General features: G+C 70.1%; 17 protein-coding genes. 13 read left to right on the top strand and 4 right to left on the bottom strand.

From position 1 onward, the window contains the following. Nucleotide 1: 1 nt before the first annotated feature. The 4 genes from AB0C27_RS54340 to AB0C27_RS54325 are packed head-to-tail and all read left to right on the top strand — an operon-like array spanning nt 2 to nt 3,733. A complete protein-coding gene (locus AB0C27_RS54340; RefSeq protein ID WP_357862818.1) occupies nt 2–970 on the top strand; it encodes a hypothetical protein in 969 nt (322 codons plus the stop codon). Next, nucleotides 967–2,079: a hypothetical protein gene (locus AB0C27_RS54335; RefSeq protein WP_357862816.1), complete on the top strand. Its 1,113-nt coding sequence runs from the start codon at nt 967–969 to the stop codon at nt 2,077–2,079. The genes AB0C27_RS54340 and AB0C27_RS54335 overlap by 4 nt, the downstream gene beginning before the upstream one ends. After that, a complete protein-coding gene (locus tag AB0C27_RS54330; protein WP_357862814.1) occupies nt 2,076–3,029 on the top strand; it encodes a serine/threonine protein kinase in 954 nt (317 codons plus the stop codon). Before AB0C27_RS54335 ends, AB0C27_RS54330 begins: the two co-directional genes overlap by 4 nt. Next, a complete protein-coding gene (locus AB0C27_RS54325) occupies nt 3,026–3,733 on the top strand; it encodes a vWA domain-containing protein (RefSeq protein ID WP_357862812.1) in 708 nt (235 codons plus the stop codon). The genes AB0C27_RS54330 and AB0C27_RS54325 overlap by 4 nt, the downstream gene beginning before the upstream one ends. A gap of 268 nt (nt 3,734–4,001) precedes the next feature. On the opposite strand, the gene AB0C27_RS54320 is transcribed toward AB0C27_RS54325, so the two are convergent. After that, nucleotides 4,002–4,151 carry a hypothetical protein gene (locus AB0C27_RS54320; protein WP_357862810.1) on the bottom strand — a complete coding sequence of 50 codons (150 nt, stop codon included), beginning with the start codon at nt 4,149–4,151 and terminating at the stop codon, nt 4,002–4,004. A gap of 51 nt (nt 4,152–4,202) precedes the next feature. Beyond that, the gene (locus AB0C27_RS54315) at nt 4,203–5,048 is read right to left on the bottom strand and encodes an SDR family NAD(P)-dependent oxidoreductase (RefSeq protein ID WP_357862808.1); all 846 of its coding nucleotides are present in this window, start codon (nt 5,046–5,048) and stop codon (nt 4,203–4,205) included. A 124-nt stretch (nt 5,049–5,172) separates the two neighbouring features. On the opposite strand from AB0C27_RS54315, the gene AB0C27_RS54310 reads away from it, so the two are divergent. Then, the gene (locus tag AB0C27_RS54310) at nt 5,173–6,099 is read left to right on the top strand and encodes an RNA polymerase sigma-70 factor (RefSeq protein WP_357862835.1); all 927 of its coding nucleotides are present in this window, start codon (nt 5,173–5,175) and stop codon (nt 6,097–6,099) included. 134 nt (nt 6,100–6,233) lie between these two features. Here the strand turns inward: AB0C27_RS54310 and AB0C27_RS54305 are convergent, their stop codons facing one another. Next, complete coding sequence (locus AB0C27_RS54305; RefSeq protein WP_357862806.1) at nt 6,234–7,187, bottom strand: LLM class flavin-dependent oxidoreductase; 954 nt, start codon at nt 7,185–7,187, stop codon at nt 6,234–6,236. A gap of 86 nt (nt 7,188–7,273) precedes the next feature. Between AB0C27_RS54305 and AB0C27_RS54300 the strand changes: the two genes are divergently transcribed. From AB0C27_RS54300 to AB0C27_RS54275, 6 genes are all read left to right on the top strand, one after another. Continuing rightward, nucleotides 7,274–8,518: a phosphotransferase gene (locus tag AB0C27_RS54300; protein ID WP_357862804.1), complete on the top strand. Its 1,245-nt coding sequence runs from the start codon at nt 7,274–7,276 to the stop codon at nt 8,516–8,518. 93 nt (nt 8,519–8,611) lie between these two features. Continuing rightward, nucleotides 8,612–9,133, top strand: a complete 522-nt coding sequence (locus tag AB0C27_RS54295) for a DUF305 domain-containing protein (protein WP_357862802.1) — start codon at nt 8,612–8,614, stop codon at nt 9,131–9,133. Between the two features lie 92 nt (nt 9,134–9,225). Then, complete coding sequence (locus AB0C27_RS54290; protein WP_357862800.1) at nt 9,226–9,921, top strand: FadR/GntR family transcriptional regulator; 696 nt, start codon at nt 9,226–9,228, stop codon at nt 9,919–9,921. Nucleotides 9,922–9,967: 46 nt separating this feature from the next. Then, nucleotides 9,968–11,218, top strand: a complete 1,251-nt coding sequence (locus tag AB0C27_RS54285) for an ABC transporter substrate-binding protein (RefSeq protein ID WP_357862798.1) — start codon at nt 9,968–9,970, stop codon at nt 11,216–11,218. A 28-nt stretch (nt 11,219–11,246) separates the two neighbouring features. Next, a complete protein-coding gene (locus AB0C27_RS54280; RefSeq protein ID WP_357862796.1) occupies nt 11,247–12,098 on the top strand; it encodes a sugar ABC transporter permease in 852 nt (283 codons plus the stop codon). Then, nucleotides 12,095–12,907, top strand: coding sequence for a carbohydrate ABC transporter permease (locus AB0C27_RS54275; protein WP_357862794.1), 813 nt, complete (start codon nt 12,095–12,097; stop codon nt 12,905–12,907). Before AB0C27_RS54280 ends, AB0C27_RS54275 begins: the two co-directional genes overlap by 4 nt. A gap of 120 nt (nt 12,908–13,027) precedes the next feature. On the opposite strand, the gene AB0C27_RS54270 is transcribed toward AB0C27_RS54275, so the two are convergent. Further along, nucleotides 13,028–14,134, bottom strand: a complete 1,107-nt coding sequence (locus tag AB0C27_RS54270; RefSeq protein WP_357862792.1) for an RNA-guided endonuclease TnpB family protein — start codon at nt 14,132–14,134, stop codon at nt 13,028–13,030. Between the two features lie 149 nt (nt 14,135–14,283). Between AB0C27_RS54270 and AB0C27_RS54265 the strand changes: the two genes are divergently transcribed. After that, nucleotides 14,284–17,220 carry a glycoside hydrolase family 38 C-terminal domain-containing protein gene (locus AB0C27_RS54265; protein WP_357862790.1) on the top strand — a complete coding sequence of 979 codons (2,937 nt, stop codon included), beginning with the start codon at nt 14,284–14,286 and terminating at the stop codon, nt 17,218–17,220. Then, nucleotides 17,217–18,443 (top strand): enolase C-terminal domain-like protein, encoded by a 1,227-nt coding sequence (locus AB0C27_RS54260; protein WP_357862788.1) that lies wholly within the window; start codon nt 17,217–17,219, stop codon nt 18,441–18,443. The genes AB0C27_RS54265 and AB0C27_RS54260 overlap by 4 nt, the downstream gene beginning before the upstream one ends. Nucleotide 18,444 lies beyond the last annotated feature (1 nt).

The raw sequence follows: 18,444 nt of genomic DNA, 5'->3' as shown, positions 1-18,444 counted from the left end.
CATGGAGTTGTACACCTACAACCCGATCACGAAGAGCAGCAACCTGTCGCTGCTCCTGCCCCGCATGCCCCTGCGCCCGCCCGCGCCGGGGACCGCGATGGTGCTGGCTCCGCGCAAGGGCGACCTGCTCACGATCCGGCACGGCGAGTCCGTCCCCGACGCCTGGTACGGCACGTACCGGCAGGTCTACGAGGTGGACGTGACCGAGCACCGGCTGGTGCTGAGCATGCCGCTGCTCAGCAGGGATCCCGCGTTCGGCTTCCCGAGCCTGGTGCGGCTCAACTGCCGGGTCGCCGATCCCGCGGAGATCGTGCACCGCGGCATCATGGACGTCAGCGGCGCCCTGTACCTGCCGATTCAGCGGATGTTGCGCCGGGTCTCGCGGAACTTCGACATCGGCGAGCTGCACCAGGCCGAGGACGCGCTGACCGAGTCGATGCGCACCTTCAGCGGCGACGCCGCGCTCCGGCTGCGCAACGTCACCGTCGAGGTGGTGGTCGACGGCAACGAGATCGTGGCGAGCGGGCGGGCGTACCGGGAGATCGAGCGTGACACCCGGCTCATGGAGATGCGCAGGGAACGCCATCTGCGCATGTTGCGCAGGGACGGCGCGGAGGGGCTGATCGCCGAGATCATGGAGCGCGAGGGCCCGCGGGCGGCGTACGACATGATCGCGAACGCCGAGCGGGAGGAACGTCAGGAGCTGCTGGTCGCCTGGCAGGCCGTGCTCAAGCACTCGGAGGCGGACCGGGAGCCGTGGGAGTCGCTGCAGGCCGAGCGCGCCCTGCGCGACCGCATGAACGGGGGCTCGTCGTCGCCGTTCGGCGGGATCCGCTCGACCCGGCTGCGCGGCACGCTCGCGCCGGCGCCGGCCCTGGAGGACGAGTCCCGCGGTTCCGACGGCGACGGCCGGCGCACCAGCCGGGTCCGCGGCCTGCGGCCGACGAAGATCGAGGAACCGGACAGGTGACGGAGGTCAGGGTCAGGGGCGTCGCCGTCGGCTCCCCGGGCGAGGGCACGATCTGGCACTACCGCGACGAAGGGGTCATGGCCGTAGGGGTGTGGACGGAACGGCGCGACGGACGGGGTGAGGACGCCGAGCCGCTCTTCGCCCACCGCTTTGCGGCGGCCGAGGGGATCGTGGGCGTCTTCGATGGTTTGGGCGGGTCGGGCGCGGGGGCGGCGTGCGAACTTCGTGACGGTACGCGGCGCAGCGGGGCCTGGGTGGGGTCGCGGCTGGTCAGGTCCGGCGTGCTGTCCTGGTTCATGGACGGGGCAGCACGGACGGCGTTCGCGGACGGGGAGGCCCGGGAGACGGCCACCGATGGGGCGGCCCAAAAGACGGCCCAAAAGACGGCGCGGAAGACGGTCGCTGACGAGACGGAGTCGTTGCGGACGCGGCTGGTGGAGGTGCTGGCGGACGTGCCGGCACCGCCGCGAGGCAAGATCGTGAGCCGGATGCGCAGGTGGCTGCCCACGACCATGGCCGCCGCGCACTACCGGCTCGGCGGGGAGCAGGCCGAGTGCCGGGTCCTTTGGGCGGGCGACTCGCGGGCGTACGCGCTGAGCCGCGGCGGCGGGCTGCAGGCGCTGACCAGGGACCACACGGACGAAACCGACAGCCTTCAGCAACTGGTGCAGGACCCGCCGATGACGAACGTGATCTGCGCCGACCAGGAGTTCACCATCGAGGAGCACGTGCTGCTGCTGCCGCTGCCGTGCGTCCTGGTCTGCGCGACCGACGGCTTCTTCGGCTACGTCGAGACGCCCGCCCATTTCGAGTGCCACCTGCTCAGCACGATGCGGGCGGCGGCGGACGAGCGGGAGTGGGCGGAGCGGCTGGCCAGGCAGGTGTCGGGGTACACGGCCGACGACGCCTCGCTGAGCCTCGCGGCCCTGGGCTACGCCGGGTTCGCGGAGCTCAGGGAGAGCTTCGCCCCGCGCTCGCTGGAGATGGAGGCGCACTATCCGCTCGTCCGCCCGCCGGCCGAGGACGCCGTGGCCAGGGAGTGGCGGGCGCGTACGTGGGAGGACTACCGGCCGGACTACGAGCGGCTCATGCCGGTGGAGCCGGGATGAGGGCGGGCGAGGTCATCAGGGGATACCGCATCGTCAGCGAGCCGACGAACAGCGGCGGCGGGAGATGCGTGTGGGCCTTCGCCGAACGCGACGGGCGACCGTACTTCATCAAGCGGTTCCTGGACCCGAAACGGCCCAAGAGCGGGTCCGCGGCGAGTGTGCGGCTGCGGATGCGGGCGTGTGAGGAGTTCGAACGGCGGCACCGGGCGGTCATGAGCCGGCTGCGGCACGACGCGGCCGGCGGTGGAAACCTGGTGCTGGCCTGCGACTTCTTCCACCACGGCGCCTCGTACTACAAGGTCACGGAGCGGATCGACGCGGTCGGCACGCCGCGGCCCGGCTCGCTCACGGCCGCGGAGAAGGCGGTGCTGCTGCGTACGCTGGCGCTCAGCCTGGGCCTGCTGCACGCCATCGACCTGGTGCACGGCGATCTGAAGCCCGGCAACGTGCTGATCGTCAAGCGCCGGCAAGGTGCCTTCCACACGGCCAAGCTCATCGACTTCGACGACGCCTACGCGTCCGGCCTTCCCCCGGCACGCGAGGACATCGCCGGGGACATGGTCTACGGGGCTCCCGAATGGCGCCGCTACGTGCAGGGGGACGAGGACGTACGGCCGGAGGAGCTGACCACCGCGGCCGACGTCTTCGCCCTCGGCCTGCTCGCCCATCACTACCTGACCGGCGCGCTGCCGGGGTTCGGCGACCGGTTCGGCTCACCGGCCGACGCGGTGAACGCCGGAACGAAGCTGCGTCTCGACGACCGGCTGTGCGAGCCCATGAGACGGCTCCTGGCCGCGATGACGGCCAGGTCGCCCGGCGCCCGGCCGGGCACGGCGGCGTTCCTGCGGACGCTCAGGAACCCCGCGGTCTGCGAACTGAGCTCCCGGTACGTCACGTCGCCGGGCTCACGAGTGCGAATCAGCATGCGAACAGAGGAGAACCAGCCATGACCTCCGTCGGCGAGTACCAGGGGAACCTGCGGTACGCGGTGGACATCGTGCTCTGCATCGACGTGACCGAGAGCATGGCTCCGGTCCTGGACACGGTCAAGAAGAGCGCCCTGACCTTCCACGAGCGGTTGAGCCAGGTGATGGGCGGCAAGGGCAAGGAGATCAGCCGCCTCCGGCTCAAGGTCATCGCGTTCCGCGACTTCGGCGACTTCGCCGAGGACGCCATCGAGGAGACCGGCTTCCTGGTCTTCCCCGAGCAGGCGGACGAGTTCGACGGATTCGTCCGGCGGCTGCGCGCGACCGGAGGCGGCGACGAGCCGGAATCGGGACTGGAGGCGCTGGCTCTGGCCATCGACTCCCCCTGGGAACGGGGGCTCGACCGGCGCCGGCACGTCATCGTGATGTTCACCGACGCGTCGGCGCATCCGCTGCGCTCCCCGCAGGCCGTCTCCGCGCACACCTATCCGCAGCACCTCCCCCAGGACATGGACGGCCTGTTCGAGCAGTGGGGTTACTCCGGGAGCCGGACGGCCGTCATGGAGAACTCGGCCAAGCGCCTGGTGATCTTCGCGCCCGACGTCTACCCGTGGAGCGACATCACCGAGGAGTGGAACATGACGCTGCACTTCCCCTCCACCGCCGGGCAGGGGCTGGAGGAACTGGAGCTGGACGAGATCATCGACACGATCGCGAACAGCCTGTGACCGTTCCCGGGCCGAACTGGCGGTGCTCGCTGTGCGACGTGTGGAACGCCTCCGGCGACGCCGCCTGCCTGGGCTGCGACACCCGTCGCGCGCCTGTCGTGACTCCCCCGCCCGACCTCTTCTTCGCCCCGCCGCCACGGGGGCCGGGGTGGGGAGCGGGAGGACCCGGGGGAGTGGGAGGGCCTGGGAGGGGACCGGTGCCGTGGGCGACGGTGCACGCGCCGTCGCCCGCTCCCCATCACGCCGTCCACCCGCCGCCTGTGCCCCGTCACGCCTTCCACCCGCCGACGCGGCCGGCTGCTCCGCCGCCCGTGCCGTGGCCCGCTCCGCCGCCTCCGGCCGCGTCGCCGCAGTTCGGCGCCACGGGCTGCCTGCTGGCGATCGCGGTCGTGGCGGTGATCTTCCTGCTGTACGTCATGGTGATCCTCGTCGCGGCCGCGTCGCAGAGCCCTTCGATGCCGTACGGCAGTCAGCGGGCGTCATGCGTGCCGTGGGCCTCGATCGACAGGTCCTGCCAGTCCTCCCAGGTCTTGAGCCGGGCGGCGTAGGCCTGCTGGATCATCGGGTAGAAGCCCTTGCCGAACAGCACCCGCACCGGCGGGTTGGCGGAGTCGACCAGCTTCAGCAGCGCCTGGGCCGCGGCGGCCGGGTCTCCGGCGGGCATCTTGCCCGCTATCGCGCCGAGCCGCTGACGGACGGCGTCGTAGGCCGGGTCGGTGGTGGCCATGTGGCCGTTGGCGAGCGGGTCGGGGTTGTTGCCGTCGCGGGTGGCGAAGCCGGCGGGCTCGATCATGGTCAGCTTGACGCCGAACTCGGCGACCTCGCCGGCGAGCGCCTCGTTCAGGCCCTCCAGGGCCCACTTGGAGGCGTGGTAGGCGCCGCCGAGTGGCATCGCGATGATCCCGGCCGCCGACGACAGCTGGACGATGTGGCCCGAGCGCTGCTCGCGCAGGTACGGCAGCGCGGCCTGGACCACCCACACCGCGCCGAACAGGTTGGTTTCGAGCTGGTCGCGCAATTCCCGCTCGGTCAGCTCCTCGACCGCGCCGATCTGGGCGTAGCCGGCGTTGTTCACGATGACGTCGAGCCGGCCGAAGTGCTCTTTGGCCTGCTTCACGGTCGCGAAGACGGCGGCCCTGTCGGTCACGTCCAGTTCCAGCGGGAGGATGGCGTCGCCGTAGGTGTCGGTCAGTTCCTTGAGGGCGGCGGTGCTCCTGGCAGTGGCGGCGACCTTGTCACCGCGCGCCAGGGCGGCCTCGACGAAGTTGCGGCCGAGGCCGCGGTTCGAGCCGGTGACGAACCAGACTTTCTGCATGGTGTGCTCCTCGTTTTCAGGGTGACAACCCCTGGACGAGACAGCCCCTTACGGATGTGAGCCGGTCGGGATGTGACCTGCGACACCATCCACTTTTGCCGGGAATGATGTATCAGTGGAGGGCGTGACCCGTACGGAGGAGTTCCAGGAGCTACGACCGCTGCTGTTCGCGATCGCGTACCGGATCCTGGGCAGCGTGAGCGAGGCCGAGGACGCCGTACAGGAGGCGTGGCTGCGTTACGACGGCTCCGCGACCCGGGCCGAGTCGCCCAAGGCGTTCCTGTCGGCCACGGTGACCCGGATCTCGATCGACGTGCTGCGCTCGGCCCGTGTCCGGCGCGAGGCGTATGTCGGGCCGTGGTTTCCCGAGCCGCTGCTGAGCGACCCGTACCAGGATCCCGCGCGGTCGGCGGAGCTGGCCGACTCGGTGTCGATGGCGGCGCTGATCCTGCTGGAGCGGCTGAGCCCGCTTGAGCGGGCGGTCTTCGTGCTGCGCGAGGTGTTCGCGTTCAGCTATCGGGAGATCGCCGCCGCCGTGGAGCGGTCGGAGGCCGCGTGCCGTCAGCTCGGGGTGAAGGCGCGCCGCCACATGGACGCGGGTCTGCCCCGTTTCGAGGCGGATCGCCGCTCGCGCGACCGGCTCGCCGCGCGGTTCTTCGGCGCGCTCAAGGACGGGGACGTGGACGGGCTGCGCGAGTTGCTGGCCGCCGAGGTGCAGCTGGTCAACGACGGCGGCGGCAAGGTCGGCAGTACGGTTCCGCTCTTCGGCGCGGAGAGGGTGGCCAGGGTGCTGGCCGTCGCCATCCCGCCGTTCGCCTGGATCGGCGCGGTGCTGGAGACGCACGAGGTGAACGGCCAGCCGGGCGCGATCATCCGCGACCGCGACGGGCTGATCGTCATCGCCTGGGCGATCGACATCCTGGACGGACGCATTCAGACCATCCGCTCGATCGCCAACCCCGACAAGCTCGGGCACCTGGGTCCGGTCGCCGACGCCCTCGCGGTCATCCACGAGAAGAAGCAGGCCCGCCGCGACCAGCGGACGCCGTGACCAGCGGACGCCGTGACCAGCGGACGCCGTGGCTGCGGCGCCGAGGTCGGTGCGGCTCGGTGTCGATGGCGGCGCAGGAGGCGTGTGACCTGGTGGTGAGGTCGGTGCAGGAGGCGTGTGACCTGGTGGTGAGGTCAGCGCAGGAGGGCGCGGGTTTGTGCGAGGGCGTCGACCTGGGTGCGCCAGTCGCCGCCCGCGATGCCGATCACGGCGTGGCTCGCTCCCGCCTCCCGGTACGCGGCCAGGCGCTCGGCCGCTTGCTCGGGTGAGCCGGTGAGGGGGAGGCCGATCACCTCGTCCAGCGGGCGGCCGTAGGCGCCGCTGATGCCGGCGGCGATCTCCTCCCGGGTGGGCAGGCCGTCGCCGCCCAGGGCCGAGGTGCCGCCGATCGCGATGATCGGGGTACGGCGGCCGTACTCGGAGGCCAACTCGGCCAGCCTGGCCCGGCCGGTGGCGACCTCTTCCGGCGAGATCAGGGACGGGAACCAGCCGTCGCCCAGGCGGGCGGCCCGCCGGATCGCCGCCAGCGACGCGTTCCCGACCCAAACGGGCGGCATCTCCACGGCCGGCGCCAACTCCACCACCGGCCCCTGCTCGGCGGCCGGTCCGTGTTCGTTGATCGGCCCGTGCTCTCGCGCGGAGACGGGGAGAGGGGTGAGATGGGTGGGCTTGCCGGACAGGAGACGCGGCAGGAGTTCCAGTGCGGCGTCCGTGCGGGGACCGCGTTCTCCGTACGGGACGCCGGCCGCGGCCCACTGCTCGGGACCGCCTCCTGAGCCCACACCGAGGACGAGGCGGCCGGCGGAGACGTACTGGAGGGAGGCGACCTGCTTGGCGGCCCACGCGAGCGGGCGGATGGCGGGGACGAACACGCTGGTGCCGATGCTGATCCGGGTGGTGGCCGCGGCGGCGGTGGCCAGGGCGACGGGGGCGTCCAGGGTCGGGCCGCCGATGGCGAGGTGGTCGCCGTGCCAAGCTCCGTCGAGCCCGGCCTGCTCCAGGTGCCTGGCGGCCTCCTGCAACGTGAGGCCGTCCCTGCGCTGCACGCTGACCCCGGGCAGGATGACGCCGATCGCGAAATTTCCCATGCGCCAACGATGCAACCTCAAGTCAGGTCGAGGTCAACGGCGAAACCCGGTGGCGTTCTGGGTGGCCGAAAGCCACGATCGTCCCTATGCGAAAACCCAGGACAGGTGAGCGGCGGTTCGTCGGGGCGGATGACGTGGCGCCGCTGGCGCGGGAGGTCTTCGGCCCGAGCCGGACGCCGGTGACGGTGCAGCGGTTGCGGGGCGGCACCAGCAAGGGCGTCTACCGGCTGTCGGCCGGCGACGGGCGCAGCGCGATCCTCTACGTCTGGAGCCAGGACGAGGACTACTGGCAGGCCCCCACCGGCCAGAGCGTCTCAGGCGGTGAGGGCGGTCAGGGCGTCTCCGGTCCTCCCGACGGTCAGGGCGGTCTGGGCAGTCAGGGCGGTCTGGGCAGTCAGGGCGGTCAGGGTGGGACGGTGGGGGAGCCGTCCGGGATGGAGCTGTTCGAGGCGAGCCGGGCGCGGTTCGAAGGGCTCGGGGTACGCGTGCCGCGCCTGCTCCTCGCCTCCTGCGCCGGCGAGTGGCTGCCGTCGGACGCCGCCGTCGTCGAGGACCTGCGCGGCGGGACCCTGGAGGCGCGGTTGCTGGAGGACCCCGAGAGGGCCGCGCCCATGATGGACCGCCTGGCGGAGTCGTTGCGGCTGATGAGCACGTGCCGGGCGCCCCGCCCTGGCCGGATCGCCGAAATCGATCACGGCAGGGCGGAAGAGGGCGACGGCGATGCCGCCATCGGTCGCGGAGATGACGTCGAGGGGACGTATCACGGCGACGGCGACGGGATCTCCGACGGCGGAGGTGTCCACAACGGCGGCGGCGGAGACTCGGCTGGTGGCGGGGCCTCCCATGGCCACGAGGGCTCGTGTCCTGAGGTTGTGTTGCGGTGGTCGTTGAAGGATCTGCGGGAGGCGGCCGGGCGGGTCGGGCGGATCGCGGCCGAGCGGGACGCGTTCGAGGCCGCCCTGCTCGACCTGCACGCCGCCGTACGCCCGCGACCCGGTCACGGGCTCATCCACGGCGAGCTCGGCCCGGATCACGTCCTGCTGGACGACCGGAACGAGCCGGTCCTCATCGACATCGAGGGCGCGTCGTACTTCGACGTCGAGTGGGAGCACGTCTTCCTGAAGATCCGCTTCGGCGATCACTACGAGCGGTTGCGGCTGGACGGCCTGGACGAGCGGCGGCTGCGCTTCTACCGGCTGGCCCACCACCTGTCGCTGGTGGCGGGGCCGTTGCGGCTGCTGGACGGCGACTTCCCCGACCGTGACTTCATGACGGAGATCGCCACGAGTCACACCGAGGAAGCACTCACCTTCCTGCGCACCCTTCAGTAGGTCGAGCCCGGGCCCGTGGCCGATGAGGAGGTAGTGCACTTGCGCCCCCGCATCGCATCATTTAGGAACATTTCCTAAAAGGAGCTGATGCGGGTGCGCGCACTCTTAGCCGTCCTCGTGCTCCTGCTGGCCGCCGCGTGCGGGCAGCAGGAGCCGGAGGAGCCGGTCAACGCCGAGGACGTGATGTTCGTGCAGATGATGGTGCAGCACCATCGGCAGGGCATCGAGATCGCCAAGGTCGGCACGTCGCGCGCCACCACCTCCGAGCTGAAGACGCTCACCGCGGCGATCGAGAGCACCCAGCAGGGCGAGGTCGAGATGATGCTGCGCTGGCTGCACTCCTGGCAGCAGCCGCTCACCCCGGCCGCGGAGGCGCACGACCACCACGGCGGCCGGCCGGAGACCGACGCCAAGCAGATCCAGGCGCTGAAGGCGTCGAAGAACTTCGAGTACGACCTGTGCAACCTGCTGATCGCGCACCAGGACGACGCCGTGCAGATGGCCGCCGCCGAGGTGGCGAACGGGGTCAACCCTGAGGTGCAGCGGTGGGCGGCCCAGGTGCAGACGTCCCGCCGAGGGCAGATCGACCTGATGATGGACCTGATCAAGAAGTGACCGCCGGACCGTAAGCGCCCGCACAACCACGACCGCAGGAAAACCAAACTCCTCATAGACGCCGTCGCCGAGAAGTGATTAGATCACTTGATATGTCCGAGGTAGCGCGGCCTACGCTTTCCGACGCTCTGACCGAGCGCATGCTGGAGCTCATCCGTACAGGAGGGCATCGGCCCGGCGACAGGCTGCCTTCGACCAGGGAACTCTCCCAGCGCTTCGCCGTCACCACTCCCACCCTGCGCGAGGCGCTGCGCCGGCTTGAGGCCACCGGGGCCATCGAGCTGCGGCACGGCTCCGGCATCTACGTCGGGGCCGCCATCGAGCGGCTGGTCCTGCCCAACCCCAACATGCGCGAGATCCACGCGGCCCAGCTGCTTGAGCTGCTCGACGCGCGGATCGTGATCGAGCCCCCGCTGGCCGCCATGGCCGCCGAGCGCGCCGGCCAGGAGGAGCTGGCGACGCTCAAGCAGGTGCTCGACGGGGCGGGCAGCCACCTGCGCGGCGAGGACGCCGAGCTGCACGACGCGAACATGACCTTCCACCGGGCCACGGCCCGGCTGGCGGGCAACAGCGTCCTGCACGAGGTCGTCGACTCGCTGCTCACCGTGCACGGCCCGGAGCAGCGCGAGATCCTGCAGATCTTCGACGACCGGCGCCGCGACTACGAGGAGCACGTGGCGATCCTGTCGGCCATCGAGGCGCGCGACGCCGCGCGGGCCGAGGAGCTCATGCGCAGTCACCTGGCGGACGTGAAGACGGTCATCCAGCACAGGATGCGACCCCGATAGGGGCCCCCGATGAAAGTCCCCCCGATAGAACCAAGGAGGCCGGCCCATGTTCCGGTCACGTGTGGCCACGCTCGGCGTGGCGGCGCTCGTCCTGACCGCGTGCGGTGGCAACAGCGCCGAGGCGCCGCAGAAGAAGACCGAGCTGACGCTGTACAACGACAAGGGCGCGTGGACCAAGTACTTCGACGAGATGGGCGCGCTGTCCAAGCAGCAGATCGGCCTCGGCATGAAACCCACGGGCTACACCGACTCGGCCCAGTACCAGGCCTTCATCAAGGCGTCGTTCCGGACGAAGGTCAAGCCTGATCTGTTCACCTGGCAGACCGGGGGGATGCTGGAGGAGGTGGTCAAGCAGAAGCAGGTGGCCGACACCACGGCCATCTGGCAGGAGGCCATCAAGGCCGGCGACCTGTCGCAGGACCTCCTGCCCTACTACACCGTCGGCGGCAAGCAGTACTGCGTGCCGATGAACGTCGCCTACTGGGGGATGTTCTACAACAAGCAGATCTTCGACAAGTACGGGCTCAAGCCCCCGCAGACCTGGGACGACCTGGTCGCCACCGCCGAGACGCTGAAGAAGAACGGCGTCAAGGCCTTCTACCACACCAGCGTGCTGTTCTCCTTCGTCTGGTTCGAGCAGCTCATGGCCGGCACCGACCCCGACCTGTACGACCGCCTGGCCACCGGCAAGGCCAAGTACACCGACCCGGGCGTGGTCCAGGTGATGGAGCGGTGGAAGCAGCTCATCGACGCCGGCTACTTCATCAACCCGGGCGACAAGACCGACCCCGGCGACGTGCTGAAGAACGGCAAGGCCGCGATGGTCTCGTTCGGCTCCTGGTTCAACACCAGCATGACCACGCGGGACATGAAGGCGGGCACCGACTACGACTTCTTCGTCATCCCGAACGTGAACCCCGCGCTGCCCAAGACCTCGATGATCTTCGAGAGCGGGCCGCTGTGCTCGCTGACCAAGGCGGCCGACCCCGACGCCAGTCAGAAGTACCTGAAGTGGTGGACGAGCGCCGAGGCTCAGGAGAAGTGGGCGACCAGCCGCGGCGACGTGAGCGCCAACCCGAAGGTGACGATCGATGACAAGGCACTCGGCACGGTCACCAAGGACGCGGGCAGCGGCAAATATCGCCTGGTCAACCGCTATTTCGAGGCCACGCCGCCGCCCGTGCTGACCGCCGCGCTCGACGGGTTCAGCAAGTTCGTCACCGAGCCCGGCACGTACAAGGAGGTCCTGGAGACGATCCAGAAGGCCGCCGACGAGTACTGGAGCACCCACCAGTGAGCGGGGGAACGCCTCACGGGACGAGGCCATGAGAAACACCGCTCCCATGCTCGGCCGGTTCAGGTACGGATACGTCGCGCCCGCGGTCCTGCTGGTCGCCGGGCTGCTCTACGCGCCGTTCGTGTGGACGGCCTACCTGAGCCTGACCCGCTACGACGGCCTTGAGCCGCCGGCGTTCGTCGGCCTGGCCAACTTCGCCAAGCTGTTCCAGGACGAGGCGCTGCTCACCTCCACCCGCAACACGCTCATCTGGGTGATCGGCACCATGGTGCTGCCGGTCGGGCTCGGGCTGCTGGTGGCGGTGCTGTCGTACGACATCAAGGGCGGCGCGTGGTACCGGGTGCCGTTCATGCTGCCGTACGCGCTGAGCGGCGCGGGCCTGGCCATGGTGTGGAGCCCGATCCTGTCCCACGACGGCATCGCCAACCTGCTGCTCGGCGTGGACACCGCGTTCCTCCAGGAGGCGCCCGCCAACACGTTCGCCATGCTCGCGGTCTGGACCTGGCAGCAGCTCGGGGTGAACACGCTGCTGTTCGTCGTCGGGCTGCAGTCGATCCCCAAGGAGCCGATCGAGGCCGCGCGGCTCGACGGGGCCGCGGGCTGGCGGCTGTTCCGGCACGTGATCTGGCCGCTCATGCGGCCGCTGACGGCGGTCGTGGTCGGGCTCGCGCTGGTGGCCGGGCTGAAGACGTTCGACATCGTGTGGGTGCTGACGCAGGGCGGCCCTGGACGCAACTCCGAGACGCTCGCGGTGACCATGTACAAGGAGACGTTCGTGGCCAGCGACTACGGCTACGGCTCGGCGGTGGCCGTGCTGCTGACCGTCGTCACCGGGCTGGCGTCCTACCTCTACCTCAAGAGGCAGGTGACGGCCACATGATCAGGCGTGCCGTGCTGATCGTGCTCGGGCTGGTCTGGCTCGGGCCGACGTACCTGCTGCTCGTCAACGCCTCCCGGCCGGCGAGCTCGTACGATCCGGGCAGCGCCTGGATCCCCTCCGGCGACTTCGCCCTGTTCGACAACTTCGCGCAGGCCCTGGAGGGCGCGAACCTGTCGCAGAGCCTGGCCAGCACCGCGCTCTACAGCGTCGTCTCGCCGCTGCTCGGCGTGATCATCGGGGCGCTGGCCGGCTACGTGATCGTGGTGCTGCGGCTGCGCGGCGGGTTCTGGTGGTTCCTGCTGATCTTCGGCGGCACCGTGTTCCCCTCCCAGATGCTGCTCGTGCCGCTGTTCGTCGGCTACAGCGACGCCGGCCTGTACGACAGCCGCCTCGGCCTGATCCTCGTCTACACGGCGATCAACGTGCCACTGGCCGCGTTCGTGCTGCGCAACTTCTACTCCAGCGTCGCCTTCTCGATCTTCGAGGCGGCGCGGATGGACGGCGCCTCCACGTGGCGCATCTTCTGGCGCATCTACCTGCCGATCTCGTTCACGGCGCTGACGGCCGTGTTCATCCTGGAGTTCACCTTCATCTGGAACGACCTCATCTTCGGCCTGACCCTCAGCCAGACCGAGGACGTGCGGCCGGTGATGACCGCCATCGCGGGTCTGATGACCGACGTCTACGCCGGCACCCCCGTCCCCGTCGGCCTGGCCGCCGGGCTGGTGGTCTCGCTGCCGACCGTCGTGCTGTTCCTCGCCACCCAGCGCCTCTTCGCCAGGGGCCTGTCACTAGGGAGTGTTCATTGACATCCTCCCCCTCCTGAAGGAGGGGGATTCCCACGGTCGCCCGTGAGGGTTCCTGCTTCATCGCCGGTTGCCCGCCCGAGAGGACTCTCGTTGAGGTCTGACACCAGCTCCACAGGCGTTTCAGTTCTCCGCCAGCCCGGCGGCGAGCACGTTCTTCGCGGCGTTCACATCCCGGTCGTGGATCGCGCCGCAGGCGCACTCCCATTTGCGGACGTTCAACGGCATCGTTGCTCGCAGTGCCCCGCACACGGAGCACAGCTTGCTGGAGGGGAACCAGCGGTCCACCGCCACCAGGGTGCGCCCGTACCAGGCGGCCTTGTACTCCAGCATGGAGCGCAACTGCCGCCAGGAGGCATCAGAGATGGCGCGGGCCAGGCTGTGATTCTTGACCAGGTTGCCGACGGTCAGGTCTTCCACGGCGATCACTTGGTTCTCGCGAATGAGCCGTGTAGTGACCTGGTGCAGGTGATCCCTTCTGCGGTCGGCGATCCGGGCGTACACCTGGGCCACCTTCAGGCGAGCCTTTGCCCGGTTGTTCGACCCCTTCTCTTTTCGGGCCAGTGCCCGCTGGGCCTTGGCCAGCTTGCGCCGGCCGCAGCGCTCATGACGCGGGTTGACGATCTTCTCACCAGTCGAGAGTGTGGCCAGCGCGGTAATACCCGCATCCACGCCTACGTTCTGCGTCACGGCCGGGAGAGGACTGATCTTCTCCTCCACCAGCAGGGAGATGAACCAGCGCCCGGCCGCGTCCCGGCTCACGGTCACCGTGGACGGCTGCGCGCCTTCCGGCAACGGACGCGACCACACGATGTTCAGCGGCGCGTCCATCTTGGCCAGCGTCAACTCCCCGTCACGCCAGCGGAACGCCGAGCGGGTGTACTCGGCCGACGCCCGCGACTTCTTGCGGGACTTGAACGTCGGGTACTTGGCGCGCTTGGCGAAGAAGTTGGCGAACCCCGCCTGCAGATGACGCAACGCCTGCTGCAACGGCACACACGACACCTCCGACAGGAAGCCGAACTCGCCGCTGCGCTTCCACTCCGTGAGCATCGCCGACGACTCCGCGTAGGAGACGCCGCGGCCTTCCACGGTGTAGGCGCGGGTGCGCTCCTCCAGCGCCTTGTTGTAGACGAGGCGGACGCAGCCGAACGTCCGGGCAAGCTCTGCGGCCTGCTCGGGGGTCGGGTAGAAGCGGTACTTGTAGGCCCGCTTCACGATCTGCGCCACGCCCCACATCATACCGAACGATCAAGAAATACTCGTGCGTTTGTTCGATACGCCGGTTCGCCTTACGGCGAATCGGCTGCCCCTGTCCTGCTCCGCAGGGGTCCGATTCCTCCCCCGCCTGAAGGCAGGGATCTCCTCGGAGGTATTCAATGACCAGCCGGTTGCTGCAGCGCAGCCTGGGAAGCCCTGACTACGACGGGATCAGGCAGGCGCTGCGCGACGACACCTCCACGCCCGTCATCAGCGTGCGCGGGCTGGAGGTGCGGGTCGCGGTGCTGCCGCTGTTCACCCACGACGGCCGCCAGGCCGTGCGCGTCTGCAGCACCGAGCCGCTGACGCACGTGCTCGTCGGCGTGGACAGCGGCTCGGGCAAGGACGTCACGCTGCTGGTGCCCGAGGTGGACGCGCCGCGCACGCTGACCCTGGAGTGCCGCGACGACGCCGGGGTGGTCGGCAGCGCGCGGATCACGGTGACGCCGCAGCGCAAGTGGAGCGTGTTCGTGGTGCACCACTCGCACCTGGACATCGGCTACACCGACCCGCAGGGCACGGTGCTGCGCCACCACCTCGACTACCTCGACTCCGCGCTGCGGCTGGCGGAGGAGACCGCGTCCTGGCCGGACGACGCCAGGTTCAGGTGGACGGTCGAGTCGTCGATGCCGGCGCTGAAATGGCTCGACGCCCGGCCCAAGGAGATGGTCGACTCCTTCGCCGGGCTGGCCAGGGCGGGCCTGATCGAGGTGACCGCGCTGCCGTTCCAGCTGCACACCGAGGCGTGCTCGACCGAGGAGCTGCACCGGCAGCTGCGCTTCATCGCCCAGCTGGAGCAGCGGCACGGCTTCACCACCAGGTCGGCCATGCACACCGACGTGCCGGGGGCGGTCGTGGGCCTGGTGGACGCGCTCAGCCAGGCGGGCGTGCGTTACCTGGCCGCCGCGCACAACTGGGCCGGGCGCTCGGTGCCCTACCTGCACGGCGGCGACAAGCTCACCCGGCCGTTCCGGTGGCGGGCGCCGAGTGGCAACGAGATCATCGTGTGGTTCACCGACACGCCGCACGGGATGGCGTACATGGAGGGCAACACGGTCGGGCTGACCGACTCCTACGAGCTGGCCGACGACCTGCTGCCGCGTTACCTGTCCGCCTTGGCCACGCGGGGCTATCCGTACGGGCCCGGGACGTTCGGCTGGCAGGGGCCCGACGCGCCGAAGGAGCCGTACGAGCTGGACGTGCTGCACCTGCGGGTGCAGGGCGCCCACGCCGACAACGCGGGCCCGTCGATCGTGCCCGCGACGATCGCGCGCCGGTGGAACGAGCAGTGGGCCTTCCCGCGCCTGCGCTCGGCGGTCAACAGCGACTTCTTCGAACACGTCGAGGAGCACTACCTCGACCGGCTCTCCGTGCACGAGGGCGACTGGACCGACTGGTGGGCCGACGGGCTCGGCTCGGGGGCGCGCCCGCTCGGGTACGTCCGCCGCGCCCAGTCGGCCCTGCGCGTGGCCGAGACGCTGCACACGTTGGCCGGTGTGGACGCGACCGAGCAGATCGACGCCGCCTACGACAAGGTCGCCCTGTTCAACGAGCACACCTGGGGCGCGGCCAACCCGTGGGAGGACGCCGAGGAGGGCGGCGACTCCGGCGGCCTGCAGTGGACGCGCAAGTCCTCGGGCGCCTACTCAGCCCAGGACGACGCGAGCGACCTGCTGCACGCCGCGACCCGCAGGTTCGCCGCGGCGCTGTCGGAGCGGGGCACCGAGGGCGGCGCGCTGGCCTCCTTCGCCGTCTTCAACCCGGCCACCTGGGCCCGTACCGACGTCGTGCGCGCGTTCCTGCCGCGCGACGTGGTGGGTTCGGACGTGCCGATCGCGCTGGTCGACTCGCGGACCGGGCGGACGCTGCCGCACCACGAGGAGCTGGTGGACCCGGCGGACTGGCCGACCAGGCCGATCGGGCGGCACGTGCACGCCGTCGTGCCGGACATTCCGGGCTACGGCTACGCCCGCATCGACGTCGTTCCCGGCGAGGCACAGGCGCCCGAGCCGGTCGAGCTCGACCGGGACGGCGTGATCGAGAACGAGTTCTACCGCGTCGCGTACGACGTGCGCGAGGGCTACGTCAGCTCGATCTTCGACAAGCGCGCGGGCAGGGAACTCGTCAACGGCGAGGCCGCGGCCGGCTTCGGTCAGTACGTCTACGACCAGTACGCCACCGCCCCCCATTTCAACCACATGTCGGGACATGTCGGTGCGCAGGACCGCACGCTGCTCGGCGACCGCGCCATCGGCCGGGGCGCCGTCGTCAAGGAGGTCACGCGCACGGCCGTGGGCGAGAAGCTGGTCGTGGAGCTGCAGGGCAAGGGCGTGGACTGGATCCGCACCACGATCGAGCTGCACCACGGCGTGCCCAGGCTCGACCTGACCTACCAGCTCGCCAAGCAGGGCACCCCGGCCAAGGAGGCGGTCTTCCTGGCCTTCCCGTTCGCCGCGGGCAAGGCCACCGCCTGGGAGCTGACCGGCGGCGTCGGCGGCCCCGACGTGGCGAGAGTGCCGGGCTCGGCCGAGTACATGCTGCCGATCAGGCACTGGATCGCCTTCGACGAGCCAGGGCTGAGCATCGCGTGGGCCACGCTGGAGGCGCCGCTGGTGCAGCTCGGCACCATCCACATGCCGTACGCGCCGTTCCCGCCGACCCTCGACGAGGAGGACGGCACGGTCTACTCGTGGGCGCTCAACAACATCTGGGACACCAACTTCCCCACTCAGCAGCAAGGTGAGACCACCTTCCGCTACGCGGTCACCTCCAGCGTCGAGGCGACCGGTGTTCGGCTCGGCGCCGCGGCCGCCGCCGGGTTGTGCGAGCCGTTCGTCGGCGTGCTGGTCACCGACAGCCCGGACGTGTCGGAGACGTACGCGTCGGTCGACCATCCGGACGTGCTGATCACCTCGCTCGGCCACGACGGCGTCGTGCGGCTGCAGTCGCTGGCCGCCGAGCCGGTGCGGGCGACGGTGACGATGCCGGGATTCGAGCCGGCCGAGGTGAGCCTGCCCGCCTGCGGGGTGGCCGTGGTCAGGGGGACGCGTCAGTGAAGATCGTCGACATCAGGGCCACGACGGTCGCGGTCCCGCTCGAAGCGCCGCTGCGGCACAGCAACGGCGCACACTGGGGCCGGTTCGTCCGCACGATCGTCGAGGTCGAGGCCGACAACGGGCTGATCGGCCTGGGGGAGATGGGCGGCGGGGGCGAGAGCGCCGAGGCGGCGTTCAGCGCGTTGCTGCCGTACCTGAAGGATCATGACCCGTTCCAGCTTGAGGCGCTGCGTTTCAAGATCGCGAACCCGACGGCCTCGCTCTACAACAACCGCACGCAGCTGCTGGCCGCGATCGAGTTCGCCTGCCTCGACCTGATCGGCCAGCATCTCGGGGTGCCCGTGCACGACCTGCTCGGCGGGCGCGTGCGCGACCGGGTGCCGTTCGCCTCCTACCTGTTCTTCCGGTACGCCGCAGAAGGCCATCCCGAGATCCGCACCCCCGACCAGCTCGTCGAGCACACGGCCGCGCTCAAGGCGGCCCACGGGTTCACCGTGCACAAGCTGAAGGGCGGAGTGTTCCCGCCGGACCACGAGCTGGAGTGCTACCGCGCCCTGGCCGAGGCGTTCCCGGGAGACCGGCTCAGGTACGACCCCAACGCCGTGCTGTCGGTGGCCGAGGGCCTGCGCTTCGGCAAGGCCATCGAGCACCTGGACAACGACTACCTGGAGGACCCCGTCTGGGGGCTCGAAGGGCTGCGGATCGTGCGCGAGCAGGTCAGGGTGCCGCTGGCGACCAACACGGTGGTGGTCAACTTCGAGCAGCTCGCCTCCAACGTGCTGCGCAGAGGCGCCGACGTGATCCTGCTCGACACGACGTTCTGGGGTGGCATCAGGCCGTGCGTGAAGGCGGCGGGGGTGTGCGAGACGTTCCAGCTCGGGGTGGCCGTGCACTCGTCGGGGGAGCTGGGCATCCAGCTCGCGACCATGCTGCACCTGGGTGCGGTGCTGCCCAACCTCACCTACTCTGCCGACGCGCACTACCACCAGCTCAGGGACGACGTGATCGAGGGCGGCAAGATGGCGTACTCGGAGGGCGCCATCTCCGTCCCGTCAGGTCCAGGGCTGGGCGTGCGGCTGGACAAGGAGCGGGTGGCCCGGTACGCGGAGCTCTACCGGGAGCAGGGCGGCTACCCGTATGACCGTGATCCGGGGCGTCCCGGCTGGTACGCCACGGTGCCCAACGAGCGCTTCGCGGACCCGGAGCGCGATATCGCACCATAAT

Source organism: Nonomuraea sp. NPDC048882, from assembly GCF_040649755.1.
GTDB classification, from domain to species: domain Bacteria; phylum Actinomycetota; class Actinomycetes; order Streptosporangiales; family Streptosporangiaceae; genus Nonomuraea; species Nonomuraea maheshkhaliensis.
Note: the sequence above shows the minus strand (reverse complement) of the source record. Positions and strands in the feature narration are given on the sequence as shown.

Excerpts from the sequence above, each read along its gene's own strand:
- AB0C27_RS54275 (WP_357862794.1), top strand. The coding sequence starts at position 12,095 with ATGATCAGGCGTGCCGTGCTGATCGTGCTCGGGCTGGTCTGGCTCGGG.
- AB0C27_RS54315 (WP_357862808.1), bottom strand. The coding sequence starts at position 5,048 with ATGCAGAAAGTCTGGTTCGTCACCGGCTCGAACCGCGGCCTCGGCCGC.
- AB0C27_RS54325 (WP_357862812.1), top strand. The coding sequence starts at position 3,026 with ATGACCTCCGTCGGCGAGTACCAGGGGAACCTGCGGTACGCGGTGGAC.
- AB0C27_RS54265 (WP_357862790.1), top strand. The coding sequence starts at position 14,284 with ATGACCAGCCGGTTGCTGCAGCGCAGCCTGGGAAGCCCTGACTACGAC.
- AB0C27_RS54280 (WP_357862796.1), top strand. The coding sequence starts at position 11,247 with ATGAGAAACACCGCTCCCATGCTCGGCCGGTTCAGGTACGGATACGTC.
- AB0C27_RS54305 (WP_357862806.1), bottom strand. The coding sequence starts at position 7,187 with ATGGGAAATTTCGCGATCGGCGTCATCCTGCCCGGGGTCAGCGTGCAG.
- AB0C27_RS54285 (WP_357862798.1), top strand. The coding sequence starts at position 9,968 with ATGTTCCGGTCACGTGTGGCCACGCTCGGCGTGGCGGCGCTCGTCCTG.
- AB0C27_RS54290 (WP_357862800.1), top strand. The coding sequence starts at position 9,226 with ATGTCCGAGGTAGCGCGGCCTACGCTTTCCGACGCTCTGACCGAGCGC.
- AB0C27_RS54330 (WP_357862814.1), top strand. The coding sequence starts at position 2,076 with ATGAGGGCGGGCGAGGTCATCAGGGGATACCGCATCGTCAGCGAGCCG.
- AB0C27_RS54300 (WP_357862804.1), top strand. The coding sequence starts at position 7,274 with ATGCGAAAACCCAGGACAGGTGAGCGGCGGTTCGTCGGGGCGGATGAC.
- AB0C27_RS54340 (WP_357862818.1), top strand. The coding sequence starts at position 2 with ATGGAGTTGTACACCTACAACCCGATCACGAAGAGCAGCAACCTGTCG.
- AB0C27_RS54320 (WP_357862810.1), bottom strand. The coding sequence starts at position 4,151 with ATGACGTACAGCAGGAAGATCACCGCCACGACCGCGATCGCCAGCAGG.